3 protein-coding genes are annotated in these 16864 nt (G+C 69.4%); all 3 read right to left on the bottom strand.

Translation table 11 applies throughout. The features are described 5' to 3' along the window. Nucleotides 1–1539, bottom strand: a 1539-nt coding sequence (locus ACQ4N9_RS24695) for a condensation domain-containing protein (RefSeq protein WP_430933941.1), incomplete at its 3' end; no start/stop codon positions are given. Nucleotides 1540–1552: 13 nt separating this feature from the next. After that, nucleotides 1553–4930: an amino acid adenylation domain-containing protein gene (locus ACQ4N9_RS24690; protein ID WP_430933939.1), complete on the bottom strand. Its 3378-nt coding sequence runs from the start codon at nt 4928–4930 to the stop codon at nt 1553–1555. 2 nt (nt 4931–4932) lie between these two features. Continuing rightward, nucleotides 4933–16864: non-ribosomal peptide synthase/polyketide synthase (locus ACQ4N9_RS24685; RefSeq protein WP_430933937.1), on the bottom strand; the 11932-nt coding region annotated here is incomplete at its 5' end.

The following is a 16864-nucleotide window of genomic DNA, read 5'->3' as shown; positions in this document are numbered from 1 at the left end:
GGCGGCCTGGGCTTCGATCAGTTGGTGCAGGCACGCCTGGGCTGGGAAGTCGCGGCTGTCAGCGTTCCATTCGGCCAGGCTGGCGGCCTGCTCGGCCGGCGCCTGCATCGGCAGTTCGGCAATACGCTGCTCAGGGTTGGCGACCACCGCCTGCAGCAGGTTCAGCCAGTGAGCGGCCAGGCGCTCGACAGTGGATGCATCGAAGAGGTCGGTGGCGTAGGTCAGGCTAGCTGCGAGCTGATCCTCGCACTGCACGGTATTGAGCGTCAGGTCGAACTGCGCGGTGGCATTGCCCAGCGCCAGGGTGTCCACGCGCAGGCCGGCCAGAGTTGGCGCCAGCACCTGGGCAGACTCGCTCTGGTGGTTGAACAGCACCTGGAACAGTGGGTTGTGGCTGAGGTTACGCTCCGGCTGCAGGGCATCGACCAGCTGCTCGAACGGCAGGTCCTGGTGCTCCTGGGCCTGCAGCACAGTGTGCTTGAGCTGCTGCAGGAAGGCGGCGAACGGCTGCTGGCCATCGACTTCGGCACGCAGGATCTGGGTGTTGACGAAGAAGCCGATCAGCGCCTCGGTTTCGCTGCGCTTGCGGTTGGCAATCGGCACCCCGACACGGATGTCGGCCTGGCCGCTGTGCCGCTGCAACAGCACCTGGAACGCCGCCAGCAACAGGGTGAACAGGGTCACGCCCTGGCGCAGGGCCAGGCCGGCGAGCTGGGCGGCCAGCCCGTCGGGCAGTTGCAGGTCGAGGGTGGCTCCGCGGTAGCTCTGCTGCTGTGGGCGCAGGCGGTCATGGGGCAGGCTCAGCACCGGCTGCTCGCCGGCCAACTGGGTGCGCCAGTAGGCCAACTGGCGCTCGCGCTCGCCGGCCTCCATCCACTGGCGCTGCCACAGGGCGTAATCGGGGTACTGGATGGCCAGGGGCGGCAGCTCGACCGGCCGCCCGGCGACCGCGCCGGCGTACAGCGCCAGCAGCTCGTCGACCATGACCTGCATCGACCAGCCGTCGGAAACGATATGGTGCTGGGTCAGCACCAGCACCTGCTCATCGCTGCCCAGGCTGAACAGCTTGACCCGCAGCAGGTTGCCCTGCTCCAGGTCGAACGGGCGCTGGATCTCGGCCTCGACCTGCTCCAGCAGCGCCTGCTCGGCGATACCGGCCGGCAGCGCCTGGCGCTCGATCGACAACGGCGCAGCCGCCGCGATGACCTGCACCACCTGCTCGCCGTCCTGGGCGAAGCGGGTACGCAGGGCTTCGTGGCGGGCCACCAGCGCATCGAAACTGGCCTGCAGGGCAGGCAGGTCGAGGGTGCCGGACAGCTTGAGGACCATCGGAATATGGTAGGCGGTGCTCTGCGGCTCGAGCTGCCAGAGGAACCACAGCCGTTCCTGGGCATAGGACAGCAGCTGCGGCTCGTCCGCGGAGCGTTTGAAAATCGGTGCAACACCGAAAAGATTGATCCCTTTTTGCTTGAGCAGAATCGCCAAGGCCTTGCGTTCTTTTGGCGATAGCTGGGCAACCGCTCCAATCAGGTCTTGCACACCGTTCTCCTGCCTATGTAATCAGCTTGTCGAGCTCTTCTCCTGTTAAACGTTTCAAGGCCTGCAAAGATTTAGCTAATTCATCGTGCACGCAGGTTTCGGCCTGCTGGGCCTCGACGCCGGCGCAGAACGCGCCCAGCACGCTGTCGAGGAACAGGGTCTTGAGCGGCACTTCGCGCTGCAATTGCTCGCGCACCCGGGTGATGACCTGGGTGGCCAGCAGCGAATGCCCGCCGAGGGCGAAGAAGTCGTCGTCCAGCCCTACCCGCTCGACCTGCAGCACGTCCTGCCAGATGGCGGCGATGCGCTGTTCCAGCTCGCTGCGCGGGGCCACGTAGGCCTGTTGCGCCTGGCTGGCGTCCGGCGCTGGCAGTGCCTTGCGGTCCAGCTTGCCGTTGGCGGTCAGTGGCAGTGCATCCAGCTGCAGCAGGTGTGCCGGGACCATGTAGTCCGGCAGGGTTTCTTTCAGGCGGGCGCGCAGTACCTCGCGCAGGCCGTCTTCGACAGCGCCTTTGGGTACGACATAACCCACCAGTTGCGTGCCCAGCGGGCCGTTGTGCGCCAGCACCACGGCGCTGGCCACTTCCGGCTGCTCCAGCAGGCGCGCTTCGATCTCGCCCAGCTCGATACGGAAACCGCGGATTTTCACTTGCTGGTCGATCCGGCCGATGTACTCGATCACCCCGTCGGCGTGGTAACGCGCCAGGTCGCCGGTGCGGTACAGGCGCTCGCCAGTGTTGCCGAACAGGTCAGGGATGAAGCGTGTGGCGGTCAGGTCGCCACGGTTCAGGTAGCCACGGGCCAGGCCGGCACGGCCGACGTACAGCTCGCCGGTGCAGCCCTTGGCCACCAGGTTCAGGTCGGCGTCCAGCACGTACCACGACAGGTCCGGAATCGGCGCGCCAATCGGGCTGCTCGCTTCCAGTTCAAGATCCGCCAGGCTCAGCGGACGGTAAGTTACGTGCACCGTGGTCTCGGTGATGCCGTACATGTTGATCAGGCGCGGGGCGTTGTCGCCGAAGCGTTCGAACCACGGGCGCAGGCTCTTCACGTCCAGCGCTTCGCCGCCGAACACCACGTGGCGCAGGCTCAGTTGCGGGTTTTCGGCCGACAGCGCTTCGTGCATCAGCGCCTTGAACGCCGATGGGGTCTGGTTGAGTACCGTCACCCCTTCCCGGCCCAGCAGGCGCAGGAAGTCTTCCGGCGAACGGGCCACGTCCTGCGGCACCACCACCAGCTTGCCGCCGTACAGCAGCGCACCGAAGATTTCCCAGACCGAGAAGTCGAAGGCGTACGAGTGGAACAGGCTCCACACGTCGCTCTGGTCGAAGCCGAACCAGCTTTCGGTGGCTTCGAACAGGCGCACCACATTGTGGTGGGCCAGCAGCGCGCCCTTGGGCTTACCGGTCGAGCCGGAGGTGTAGATGATGTAGGCCAGGTTGCCCGGCACCACGTGCTGCTCGGGGTTGTGCTGCGGATAGCCATCCAGCGGGGTGTCCAGCAGCAAGGCCGGCACGCCGGGGAAGCGTTCCTGCAGCGAGGCCTGGGTCAGCAGCACGGCAATGCCGCTGTCCTCGACCATGAAGCCCAGGCGTTCCTGCGGATAGATCGGGTCCAGCGGCACATAGGCGCCACCGGCCTTGAGGATGGCCACAATGGCCACCACCATCGGCAGGCCGCGCTCCACCGCCAAGCCCACGCGCACCTCAGGGCCGGCGCCCTGGGCAATCAGATAGTGAGCCAGCTGGTTGGCCTGGCTGTTGAGCTCGGCGTAACTCAGGCGCTGGTCCTGGAACACCACGGCAGTGGCGTCCGGCACGCGGGCGGCCTGGGTTTCGATCAGCTGGTGCAGGCAAGCCTGGGCCGGGAAGTCGCGGCTGTCGGCGTTCCATTCGGCCAGGCTGGCGGCCTGCTCGGCAGCGGTCTGCATCGGCAGTTCGGCAATGCGCTGCTCGGGGTTGGCGACCACCGCCTGCAACAGGTTCAGCCAGTGAGCCGCCAGGCGCTCGACGGTGGCGGCATCGAACAGGTCGGTGGCGTAGGTGAAGCTGGCGCTGATGCCCTCCTCCCACTCCCCAGTGTCCAGGGTCAGGTCGAACTGCGCGGTGCAGTCGTCCCAGTCCAGCTGTTCCAGGCTCAGGCCCGGCAGTTGCAGGCTCGACGGCTGGCCACGGGCAGCGCTGCCCTGGTGGTTGAACAGCACCTGGAACAGAGGGTTCACGCCCAGGCTGCGCTCTGGGTGCAGGGCCTCGACCAACTGCTCGAAGGGCAGGTCCTGGTGCGCCTGGGCGCCCACTGCGGTGGCCTTGACCTGCTGCAGCAGCTGGCTGAAGGTCGCCTGGCCATCGACCTGGGCGGCCAGCACCTGGGTATTGACGAAGAAGCCGATCAGCCCGGCTGTCTCGGCGCGGTTGCGGTTGGCCACCGGCACCCCGACGCGGATGTCGCGCTGCCCGCTGTGGCGCTGCAACAGCACCTGGAAGCTGGCCAGCAGGGCCACGAACAGGGTCACCTGTTGCTGCTGGGCCAGCTGCTTGAGGCCCTGGGCCAGCCCGGCCGGCAGTTCCAGCTGCAAGCGCGCGCCACGGAAGCTGGGTTGCTCGGGGCGGGCCCGGTCCAGCGGCAGCTCCAGCACCGGCTGCTCGCCACCCAGCTGTTGCAGCCAGTACGCCAGCTGGCGCTCACGCTCGCCGGCCTCCATCCAGTGGCGCTGCCAGATCGCATAGTCGGCGTACTGGATCGGCAGGGCCGGCAGGTTCGCCACCTGGCCCTGGCTGAACGCGCCGTACAGCTGCAGCAGTTCGTCCACCAGCACCTGCATCGACCAGCCATCGGCGACGATGTGATGCAGGGTCAGCACCAGCACCTGGTCCTGCTCGGCCAGTTGCAGCAGGCTGACCCGCAGCAACGGCACGCGGCCCAGGTCGAACAGGCGCTGGCTCTGCTCGACCACGAAGGCCTGGATCAATGCCGCCTCGCCTACCCCCGGCGCCGGCTGCGCCGGGTGCTGTTCGAGCAGCACCCGGGCCTCGGGCACCAGTACCTGGCGCGGCTGCTGCGGGTTGTCCTGCACCGCGCTGCGCAGGCTCTCGTGGCGTTCGAGCAAAGCATCCAGGCTACGTTGCAGCGCCACCCGGTCGAGGGCGCCGCGAATGCGCAGGGCCACCGGGATGTGGTAGGCCGTGCTTTGCGGGTCGAGCTGCCAGAGGAACCACTGGCGTTGCTGCGCATAGGACAGCGGCACCTGCTCGAAGGCCTGGCGCACCGCCGGGATCGGCAGGTGCGACAGGCTCATGCCCTTGCTCGCGAGCTTCTCCAGAAAGAGCGTGCGCTGCGCCGGCGGCAGCATGATGAAACGCTGCACCAGCGCCCGATTGTCGAGTTCGGCCATTATCAGTTGTCTTCCAGTTCTGTGAGGAAATCGAACATGTCGCTGAGGTCTTCATCCAGCGAGGTGTTGACGCAGGCCGCCACCTCGCGGGCGTAGTCCTGCAACGACTCGGTGCGGAACACCAGTTCCAGCGGGACCTGGCTGCCCAGCTCCAGCTGCACCCGTGAGGTCACCTGAGTGGCGAGCAGCGAGTGCCCGCCGATTTCAAAGAAGTTGTCAGTCAGGCCCACCTGCTCCACCGGCAGTACCGCTTGCCAGATGCGCGCCAGGGTCTGTTCCAGTTCGCTGACCGGCGCCACGTAGGCGTACTGCAGGGCACTGGCGTCCGGCTTGGGCAGGGCGCGGCGGTCGATCTTGCCGTTGGGCGTGAGCGGCAGCCGTTCCAGCAGCATCAGCTGGCTCGGCACCATGTAGCCCGGCAGGCTCTGGCGCAGCGCGGCGCGCAGGCCCTCGTGCAGCGCCTGGGCCGCCTGCGGGTCGGCCGGCAGCACGTGCGGCAGCACATAGCCGACCAGTTGCAAGGCCCCCGCCTCGCCCTGGGCCAGCACCAGCGCCTCGCGCACCCCGGGCAGGGCCTGCAGGCGCGCCTCGACCTCGCCCAGTTCGATGCGGAAACCGCGGATCTTCACCTGGTGGTCGACCCGGCCCAGGTAGTCCACCACGCCATCGGCGCGCTGGCTGACCCGGTCGCCACTGCGGTAGACCCGCGCCCCCGGCTCGCCATACGGGTCCGGCACGAAGCGCTCGGCGGTCAGCCCTGGGCGACGCAGGTAGCCACGCGCCACCCCTTCCCCGCCCAGGTACAGCTCACCGGCCACGCCCGGCGGCAGCAGGTTGAGGCCGGCATCCAGCACATAGGCGCTGCGCTGCCCGACCCGCGTGCCGATCGGCGCATAGGCCGCGCCGCACGGCTGGCCGACGGCGGCTTTCCAGATCAGCGGGGTGACCACCGTCTCGGTCGGCCCGTAGCCGTTGATGATGTAGCGCGGCTTGAGCGCTGCACGGGCCAGGTCGTAGCTGGCCTGCGGCACCGCGTCGCCGCCGAAGCAATACACCCGCACCGGCGGCGGGTTGCCATCGCGCTGGGCATGCTCGGCCAGTTGCAGCAGGTAGGCCGGCGGGAACGCGGCGACGGTCACGCCGTGGCGGTGCAGGGCCTGGTAGGTCTGCTCCGGGGTCCACAGGCGGTCGTCGCGCAGCAGCACCCGGCCGCCGTGGCTGAGCACGGTCAGCCAGCGCTCGTGGGCCCCGTCGAAGGCGAACGACATGAACAGCAGTTCGCAGTCGGCCGGGCTCATTTCGTAGCGGGCGCCGATGGCCTGGCAGTGCATGGCCAGCGGCCCGTGGGCCACGGTCACACCCTTGGGCTGGCCGGTGGAGCCGGAGGTATAGATGACATAGGCCAGGTTGCCGGCCTGCACCTGCACCTGCGGCGCCTGTTGCGGGTACTGCGCCAGCGCCAGGCTGTCGAGCGCCAGCACCGCCAGGCCCGCCGGGATCGGCAGCGCTTCACGCAGCGCGCTGTCGGTCAGCAGCAGGGCCATGCCGGAGTCGGCCATCAGGTAGGCCAGGCGCTCCTCGGGGTAGTCCGGGTCCAGCGGCACATAGGCGCCGCCGGCCTTGAGCACCGCCAGCAGGGCCACCGGCAGCTCGAGGGTGCGGCCCAGGGCGATGCCGACCAGGGTTTCCGGGCCGACCCCGGCCGCGACCAGGGCGTGGGCCAGGCGGTTGGCCCGGGCGTCGAGCTCGGCAAAGCTCATGTGCTGCTGATCCTGCACCAGGGCGATGGCCTGTGGCGTGCGCTGGGCCCAGGCGGCGATGGTCTCGTGCACCTTTTCGCCACTGGCAGCAGGCTGCGGGGCATTCCAGGTGTCGAGCAGCAAGGCCCGCTCGGCGTTGTCGAGCATCGGCAGGTCGGCCAGGGCCTGTTGCGGCGCTGCGACGAGCGCTTGCAACAGCGCGGTCCAGTGGCGCGCCAGGCGCTCGATGGTAGCCGCGTCGAACAGGTCGGTGGCGTAGGTGAACACCGCGGCCAGGCCGCCCTCGCCGGTTTCGAAGGTGTCCAGCGACAGGTCGAACGGCGCCGTTCGGCTGTCCCATTCCAGGCCTTCGACCCGCAGCCCGTCCAGCGCCTGCAGGGTGCGCGCCACCGGCAGCTCGCCCTGGTGGTTGAACAGCACCTGGAACAGCGGGCTGTGGCTGAGGCTGCGCTCCGGTTGCAGGGCTTCGACCAGTTGCTCGAACGGCAGGTCCTGGTGGGCCTGGGCCTGCAGCACGGTCTGGCGCACCTGGCCAAGCAGCGTGCTGAAGGCCAGGTCCGGGGCGAAGCGGGCCTTGAGCACCTGGGTGTTGACGAACAGGCCGACCAGGCGCTCGGTTTCCAGGCGGCCACGGTTGGCCACCGGCACGCCGACACGGATGTCGTCCTGGCCGCTGTAGCGGTGCAGGAGGCTCTGGAACGACGCCAGCAACAGCATGAACAGGGTCACCCCCTCGCGCCGCGCCAGGGCCGCCAGCTCGGCGGCCAGCGCCGGCTCCAGGGCCAGGTCGAGCAAGGCACCGCGGTGACTCTGCTCGGCCGGGCGCAGGCGGTCGGTGGGCAGCTCCAGCACGGGTTGTTCGTCGCCCAGTTGCTCGACCCAGTAGGCCAGTTGGCGGGCCTGCTCGCCGGCTTCCATCCACTGGCGCTGCCATTGGGCGTAGTCGGCGTATTGCAGCGCGTTGTCGCCAAGCTCCGCGGCCTGGCCCAGGCGGTCGGCGCGGTACAGCGCGATCAGCTCGTCGACCAGCACCTGCATCGACCAGCCGTCGGTGACGATGTGGTGCAGGGTCAGCAGCAACACCTGCTCCTGGGCCGCCAGCTCGATCAGCTTGACCCGCACCAGCGGGCCGCTGCGCAGGTCGAACGGCTGCTGGATGGCCGCCAGCACCGAAGCCTTGAGGCGTGCCTCGCGCTCATCCGCGGCGTCGAGCAGCGACTCGTGCTCGATCGGCAGGACGGCGGCGGCATCGATCACCTGCCAGGCCTGCCCGTCCTGTTCGACGAAGCGGGTGCGCAGGCTTTCATGGCGTTGCACCAGGGCGTCGAGCGCCCGCTGCAGCGCCGCGACATCCAGCGCGCCGTGCAGGCGCAGGGCCGTTGGCAGGTGATAGGCGGCGCTGTGCGGGTCCAACTGCCAGAGGAACCACTGGCGTTGCTGGGCATAGGACAGCGCCAGGGGTTGGGCGCGCGACACCGCGACCATCGGCGGTTGCGCCAGGGCCGGCGCGCCGAGGGTGGCGACGAAGGCCGCCAGGTCCGCGCTGTCGAACAGGCTGCGCAGGCTCACGTCGAGGTCGAGCTGGTGGCGGATGCGGGCAACCGCCTGGGTCGCCAGCAGGGAGTGGCCGCCCAGGTCGAAGAAGTTGTCGCCCAGGCCGACCTGGGCGACCCCGAGCACCTGCTGCCAGATCGCCGCGACCTGTTGTTCCAGGGCCGTGCGTGGCGCCACATGGGCGGCCTGCAGCTGGCTGCCGTCGAGCGCCGGCAGCGCCTTGCGGTCGACCTTGCCGTTGGGGCTCAGCGGCAGCCGTTCGAGGAACAGCAGCCAGCTCGGCACCATGTAGTCCGGCAGGTTGGCCTTGAGCTGCTGGCGCAAGCCCTCGCGCAGGCTGGCCTGGCCAGCTTCGTCCAGGGCCTGGGCGGGCACCACGTAGCCGACCAGTTGCAGGCCGTTGCCGCTCGGCTGGGCCAGCACGATGGCGTCACGTACACCTTCCTGCTCCAGCAGACGGGCCTCGATCTCGCCCAGTTCGATACGGAAGCCGCGGATCTTCACCTGGTGGTCGATGCGCCCGACGTATTCGATCACCCCGTCGTCGCGGTAGCGCGCCAGGTCGCCGGTGCGGTACAGACGCCCGCCGTTGCCGGCGAACGGGTCGGGGATGAAGCGTTCGGCGGTCAGGCCACGGCGGTTGAAGTAGCCGCGGGCCAGCAACTCGCCACCGATCACCAGCTCGCCGACCACGCCCACCGGGGTCGGCGCGCCGCTGTCGTCGAGCAGGTAGATGCTGCGCCCCGGCAATACCCGGCCGATCGGCAGGGTCAGCGGGATCGCCTCGCTGCCGTCGACATAGCCGGTGCAGTCCAGGCTGGTGACGGTCACCGTGGCCTCGGTCGGGCCGTAGGTGTTGAGCAGGCGCACGTGGCCAAGGCCGGCGTCGCGCCAGGCCAGCAGCCCTTCCGGCGGCATCGCTTCGCCGCCGCCGTGCACCTGGCGCAGGCGCCCGTAGTTACGCGGGCCAGCTTCGGCGAAGTCGCGGGCGAGCATGTGCCAGTAGGCAGTGGTCAGGTCGACCACGCTGATCTGCTTGCTGATCAGTTCGCGGTAGAAGGTCTCGCTGTCCCAGATCTCGGTGCCGCGCAGCACCACTGAAGCGCCGCAGATCAGCGCCGGGTACAGCTGCTCGACGAAACCGTCGAAGTTGAAGGTGCTGAACTGCAGCACGCAGTCGTCGCCGCGCAGGCCGAAGAACGCCTCGGACACCCAGGCGTGGCGGGTCAGTGCCAGCTGGCTGATGCCCACGCCCTTGGGGCGCCCGGTGGAGCCGGAGGTGAACATCACGTAGGCGAGGTTGTGCTCGCCCACTGCAACGCCCAGGTCGCCGGCATCCAGCGCCGCCCAGGCCTCGCCCTGGTCCAGGCACAGCGCCTGCACGCCCTCGGGGATCGGCAGGCGTGCCAGCAGCGGCTGCTGGGTCAGCAGCAGTTGCGTGCCGCTGTCCTCGATCATGCACAGCAGGCGGTCGCGGGGGTATTCAGGGTCGAGCGGCACGTAGCCGCCACCGGCCTTGAGCACCGCCAGCAGGCCGACGATCATCGACAGGCCACGCTCCACGGCGATGCCCACCAGCACGTCGGGGCCGACGCCCAGGCTGCGCAGGTGGCGCGCCAGGCGGTTGGCCTGGGCGTTGAGTTCGGCGTAGCTCAGTTGGGCGTCGCCGCTGAGCAAGGCCAAGGCCTGGGGCTGGCGCGCCACCTGGGCTTCGAACAGCTGGTGCACCGGGCGCTCGTCGCGGTAGGTGAGATGGGCGTGGGCCCAGGTATCGCGTACCTGAACACGTTCGGCGGCGTCCAGCAGGTCGAGGTCGCCGAGCACCTGCTCGCCCTCCCCGGCCAGGAAGGCCAGCGCCTGGCACAGGTGCCCGGCCAGCCGGCCGATGCTGGCCGCGCTGAAGTGGCGGGTGTCGTAGCTGTAGTGCAGGGTCAGTGCATCGCCCAGGCCCACCGACAGGGTCAGCGGGTAGTTGGTCTGCTCGTGGTGCTGGCCGGCGCCGAACACCAGGCCGTCCGGGGCGGCCTGCTGCAGGGCCTCGGCCACCGGGTAGTTCTCGAACACCAGGATGCTGTCGAACAGGCCGTCACCGCCCTGCCCGGCCCAGCGCTGGATATCGAACAGCGGCGTGTGCTCGTGCTCGCGCAGCGCCAGGTTGAGCGACTGCACCTGCTGCAGCCACTGGGCCACGGTCTGCTCGACACGCGGCTGGGCGATCACCGGCAAGGTATTGATGAACAGGCCGATCTGCGCCTCCACTTGCGGCAGGTCCGCTGGGCGGCCGGCTACGGTGGCGCCGAAGGCTACGCCGGCCTGGCCGGTGTAGCGTTGCAGGACCAGCAGCCAGGCGGCCTGCACCAAGGTGTTGAGGGTGACCTTGCGCTGGCGCGCGGCCTCGCCCAGCTGGCGGTTCAAGGCAGGCGCGAGGGCCTGCTGGTGCTCGCGGTACTGGCGCGTGGCCTCGGCCTGGCGCGGCGTCGGCAAGGCGTCGACCAGCCGCGTGGGGTTGTCCAGCCCGGCCAGTTGGCCGTCCCAGAAGGCGCGGGTGGCGTCGGCGTCGCGCCCCTGCAGCCAGCCGATGTAGTCGCGCAGCCGGCCGGGGCTGCCGGCCGGCACCTCCCCTGCGTAACGCTGCAGAACCTCGCCGAAGAACTGCGACTGGCTCCAGCCGTCCATGAGGATGTGGTGGCTGGTGTAGATCAAGTGATAGCGGTCGGCGGCGGTCTGCACGAACTGCAGGCGCATCAGCGGCGCGCAGCCCAGGTCGAAGCCGCGTCGGCGCTCGGCCTCGGCGCGTTGCGCAAGGCTCGCCGCATCCACCTCGGCCGCCCCCAGTGCCAGGCACTCGTAGGGCAGCGGCGCGTGACGGTGCACCACCTGCAGTTGCTGGGCCAGGTCGCCTTGCCACAGGTAGCTGGTGCGCAGGCTGTCGTGGGCGTCGAGGGTGGCCTGGCAGGCCTGGCGGAAGCGCTCGGGGTCGATGCCGCTGACGTCCAGGCACATCTGGTTGATGTAGTCGCCGCCGTCGGCTTCGAGCAGGGTGTGGAACAGCATGCCCTGCTGCATCGGCGACAGCGGCAGGATGTCTTCGACCCCCTGGCTGGGCAGGCGGTCCAGTTGGGCCTGGTCGAGGCCGGCCAGCGCCACGTCCGACGGGGTCAGGCCGCCGGCGCCCTGGCTGCAGCAGTGGGCGACCACGGCGGCCAGCTCACGGCTGAAGGCGTCGGCCAGGTGCTCGATGGTGGCACTGTCGAACATCTGCGTGCTGAAGGTCCAGCCCAGGCTGAGCTCGCCGTCATACACCCGGCCATTGAGGCTCAGCCAGTTGTCCAGCGGCGCCGCCGGGCTCTGCTCGTCGCCGCGCGGCCCGTCGCAGGGCTGGAACAGCGCCTGGGCGTCAGCGAAGCTGGCGTCGAACTGGCCCAGGTAGTTGAAGGTGATGCGCGCCGGCGCCAGGCCGGCCAGCGCCGCGCGGGCCTCGGGGGGGCCCAGGTGGCGCAGCAGGCCGTAGCCGATGCCCTTGTCGGGCACGCCGCGCAACTGCTCCTTGACGGTCTTGATCGAGGTCGCCAGGTCGGCGTGGGCGCTCAGGCGCAACGGGAACACGCTGGTGAACCAGCCCACGGTGCGGGTCAGGTCGAGGCCGTCGAACAGCTCCTCGCGGCCATGGCCTTCGAGCTGCACCAGGCTGTCGTCGGCCCCGGTCCAGTCGCGCAGCACGCGGGCCAGGGCGGTCAGCAGCAGGTCGTTGATCTGTGTGCGGTAGGCCGCCGGGGCCTGCTGCAGCAGTTGCCGGGTCAGGTCCTTGTCCAGGCGGCTGTACAGGGTGTGGCCCTGGTCGTTGCGCAGGCTGGCCTGGGTGTCGGCCGTCGGCAGGTCGGTCTGGATCCCCTGGGACTGAGCTTGCCAGTACCCCAGTTGGGCCTGCAGTTGCTCGCTGTGGGCGTGGGCCTGCAAGCGCTCGCCCCAGGCTTGCAGCGAGCTGCTGCGTGGCGGCAGTTGCACGGCCTGGCCCTGGCCCAGTTGCTGGCAGGCCAGTTGCAGGTCATCGAACAGGATGCGCCACGACACGCCGTCGACCACCAGGTGGTGCACCACCAGCAGCAGGCGCTGGCTACCGTCGTCCAGCTCGGCGAGCAGTGCCCGCAGCAGTGGCCCTTCGTTCAGGTCGAGGCTGCGCTGGGCCTGCTCGGCCAAGGGCAGCAGGGCCGCTTCGTCGGCCATCTTGTGTTGCCACAGCAGGGTTTGCGGCTGTGCGTCGCGGTACTGCGCGGCCCAACCGTCAGCGCTTTCGCTGAAGCTTGTGCGCAGGCCGTCGTGATGCGCTACCAGGGCTTGCAGGGCCGCTTCCAGCACCGCGGGGTCGAGCCGGCGGCTGCTCTTGAGCAGCACCGACTGGTTCCAGTGGTGGTGCTCGGCAATGGCGCTGGCGAAGAACTCCTGCTGGATCGGCAACAGCGCCAAGGCACCGGTCGCCGGGCGCTGGTCGATCTGCGGGCCGGCGTCACCCAGGCTGGCCACGCTGGCCAGGCTCTGCACGGTCTGGTGCTGGAACAGTTGGCGGGCGCTGAAGTGAATGCCGGCCTGGCGGGCACGGGCCACCAGCTGGATGGAGACGATGGAGTCGCCGCCCAGTTCGAAGAAGTTGTCGGTCAGGCCGACCCGTTCGAGCTTGAGCACGGCCTGCCAGAGCGCCGCGAGGCGCTGCTCCAGGTCACTGCGCGGGGCCACGTAGCCGGCCTGCTGCTGGCTGGCATCGGGCGCCGGCAGGGCCTTGCGGTCGAGCTTGCCGTTGGGGCCGACCGGGAAGCGTTCGAGGAACAGCAGCCAGGCCGGGACCATGTATTCGGGCAGGTGTTGCTTGAGCCCGGCGCGCAGCTCATCACGCAGCTGGGCCTGGGCGTCGGCGCCTGGCAGTTGCTCGGGCACCACGTAGCCCACCAGCTGCAAGCCGCTGCTGGCCGGGCGGGCCAGGACGATGGCATCGCGCACGCCGGGCAGTTCCTGCAGGCGCGCCTCGATTTCGCCCAGCTCGATACGGAAACCGCGGATCTTCACCTGGTGGTCGATGCGCCCGACATATTCGAGCACCCCGCCTTCGCGCCAGCGCGCCAGGTCGCCGGTGCGGTACAGGCGCCCGCCCTGGCTGCAGAACGGGTCGGGCATGAAGCGCTCGGCGGTGAGGCCTGGGCGATTGAAGTAACCCCGGGCCAGCATCTGCGCACCGATCATCAGCTCGCCGATCACCCCCACCGGGGTGGGCGCGCCGCTGGCGTCGAGCACATGCACGCTGCGCCCTGGCAGTGGCCGGCCGATCGGCACGGTCAGTGGCATCGGCTGGCTGCCGTCGACATAACCGGTGCAGTCCAGGGTGGTGGCCGACACCGTGGTTTCGGTGGGGCCGTAGGTGTTGAGCAGCTTGACCTGGGCCAGGCCGGCATCGCGCCAGGCCTGCACGCCTTCGGCGGCCATCGCTTCGCCGCCGCAGTGCACCCGGCGCAGGCGCCCGTAGTCACGCGGGCCGGCCGCGGCGAACTCGCGGGCCAGCAGGTGCCAGTAGGCGGTAGGCAGGTCGCACACCGTCACGCCCTTGCCGGTGACTTCGCGGTAGAAGGTTTCGCTGTCCCAGATCTCGGTGCCGCGCAGCAGCACCGAGGCGCCGCAGATCAGCGCCGGGTACAGCTGCTCGACGAAGGCGTCGAAGTTGAAGGTGGAGAACTGCAACGCGCGGTCGTCGGCCTGCAGGGCGAAGAAGTCCCGTGCCACATGGGCGTGCCGGACCAGCGCCAGCTGGCTGATGCCCACGCCCTTGGGGCGGCCGGTGGAGCCGGAGGTGAACATCACATAAGCGAGGTTCTCGGGGTTGGCTTCCCCGTCCAGGTTGCCCTGCTCCAGGCCTTGCCAGGCCTGCTGCTGGTCCAGGCACAGGGCCAGGACGCCCGCCGGAATCGGCAGGCGTTGCAGCAGCGGCTGCTGGGTCAGCAGCAGGCCGATGGCGCTGTCCTCGATCATGCACTGCAGGCGGTCTTTGGGGTACTCGGGGTCGAGCGGCACATAGCCGCCACCGGCCTTGAGCACCGCCAGCACCGCGACCACCATCGACAGGCCGCGCTCCACGGCGATGCCCACCAGCACGTCCGGGCCGACGCCCAGCGCGCGCAAGTGGCGGGCCAATTGGTTGGCCTGGCGGTTGAGTTCGCCGTAGCTGATCTGCGCCTCGGCGCTGAGCACGGCCGGCGCCTCGGGGCGCAGGGCCGCCTGGGCCTCGAACTGACGGTGCAGCGGGCGCTCGTCCGGGCAGGTTACCGGGGCCTGGCCCCAGTGGCCGACGATGGCCTGGTACTCTTCGGCGCCCAGCAGCGGCAGTTCGCCCAGGCGCGCCTCAGGCTGCGCGACGATGCCGCGCAGCAGGTTCTGCCAATGCCCGGCCAGGCGCTCGATGCTGGCCGGCTGGAACAGGTCGGTGGCGTAGGTCAGGGTCGCGCCCAGGCCGTTGGCGGTTTCGAAGGTGTCCAGACTGAGGTCGAACTGGGCGCTGTGGTTCTGCGCCTCCAGCGGCTCGATGCGCAGGCCGGCCAGTTCGCTGCCCAGCGCCTGGCGTGGCTGGTTCTGGTGGTTGAACATCACCTGGAACAGCGGGTTGTGGCTGAGGCTGCGCTCGGGTTGCAGGGCGTCTACCAGTTGTTCGAACGGCAGGTCCTGATGGGCCTGGGCGCCGAGGGCGGCGGCGCGGGTCTGCTGCAGTAGCTGGGCGAAGGGCTGCAGGCCGTCGCAGTCGGCCTTGAGCACCTGGGTGTTGACGAAGAAGCCGATCAGGCGCTCGGTTTCGACCCGGGTGCGGTTGGCGATCGGGATACCGACGCGGATGTCGCCCTGGCCGCTGTAGCGGTGCAGCAAGGCCTGGAACGAGGCCAGCAACAGCATGAACAGAGTCACGCCCTGCTCGCGGGCCAGCTGCTGCAATTGTTCGCTCAGGGCTGGGTCGAGTTGCAGTTGCAGTTGCTCGCCGCGGTAGCTCTGCTGGGCCGGGCGCGGCGCGTCGGTAGGCAGTTCCAGCACCGGCTGCTCGCCCCCGAGCTGGGCCACCCAGTAGGACAGCTGGCGCTCGCGCTCGCCGGCATCCATCCACTGGCGCTGCCAGGCGGCATAGTCGGCGTATTGCACTGGCAGGGCCGGCAGGGCCGGAGCCTGGCCCTGGCTGAGGGCCTGGTAGAGCTGGATCAGCTCATCGACCATGACCTGCATCGACCAGCCATCGGAAACGATGTGGTGCTGGGTGATGATCAGCACCTGGTCGTCGGCGGCCAGGCGCAGCAGGCGAACCCGCAGCAGCGGCCCGGCTTCCAGGTCGAAGCGTCGGCCGACTTCTTCGTCGATGGCGGCTTGCAGGGCCTGCTCGTTGGCCAGTTCGCTGCGTTCCAGGGTCAGTGGCTGCTGGGCGGCAATGCGCTGGCGGGTCTGTTCGCCGTCCTGGAAGAAGGTGGTGCGCAGGCTGGCGTGGCGCGCCAGCAGGCAGGCGAAGCTCTGCTCAAGCGCAGCTTCGTCCAGCGCGCCGCGCAGGCGCAGCACGGCCGGGATGTGATAGGCGGCGCTGTCGGGCTCAAGCTGCCAGAGGAACCATTGGCGCTCCTGGGCGTAGGACAACACTGGATCGCCCTGGTGGTCGAACGCGCCCAGTGGTGGCTGTACCGGTTGTTCGGCGTCGCGGCCCAGGCCGTTGACGAAGGCAGCGAGCACGCTGTGCTCGAACAGGTGCCGCAGGGCCACTTCCAGGCCCAGGCTGGCGCGGATGCGCGAGACGATCTGGGTGGCCAGCAGCGAATGCCCACCGAGGGCGAAGAAGTCGTCGTCCAGCCCTACCCGCTCGACCTGCAGCACGTCTTGCCAGATGGCGGCGATGCGCTGCTCCAGCTCGCTGCGCGGCGCCACGTAGGCCTGTTGCGCCTGGCTGGCGTCTGGCGCCGGCAGTGCCTTGCGGTCCAGCTTGCCGTTGGCGGTCAGTGGCAGTGCGTCCAGTTGCAGCAGGTGCGCCGGGACCATGTAGTCCGGCAGGGTTTCTTTTAGGCGGGCGCGCAGCACTTCGCGCAGGCCGTCTTCGACGATGCCTTTAGGTACTACATAACCCACCAGTTGCGTGCCCAGCGGGCCGTTGTGCGCCAACACCACGGCGCTGGCCACCTCTGGCTGCTCCAGCAGGCGCGCTTCGATCTCGCCCAGCTCGATACGGAAACCGCGGATTTTCACTTGCTGGTCGATCCGGCCGATGTACTCGATCACGCCGTCGGCGTGGTAGCGCGCCAGGTCGCCGGTGCGGTACAGGCGTTCGCCGCTGTTGCCGAACAGGTCGGGGATGAAGCGTGTGGCGGTCAGGTCGCCACGGTTCAGGTAGCCACGGGCCAGGCCGGCGCGGCCGACGTACAGCTCACCGGTGCAGCCTTTGGCCACCGGGTTCAGGTCGGCGTCCAGCACGTACCACGACAGGTCCGGGATCGGCGCGCCAATCGGGCTGCTCGCTTCCAGCTCCAGGTCGGCCAGGCTCAGCGGACGGTAAGTCACGTGCACCGTGGTCTCGGTGATGCCGTACATGTTGATCAGGCGCGGGGCGTTGTCGCCGAAGCGT

Source organism: Pseudomonas sp. ES1, from assembly GCF_050586605.1.
GTDB classification, from domain to species: Bacteria; Pseudomonadota; Gammaproteobacteria; order Pseudomonadales; family Pseudomonadaceae; genus Aquipseudomonas; species Aquipseudomonas sichuanensis.
The sequence above is the reverse complement of the archived record's forward strand: the minus strand, read 5'-3'. Positions and strand labels throughout refer to the sequence as shown.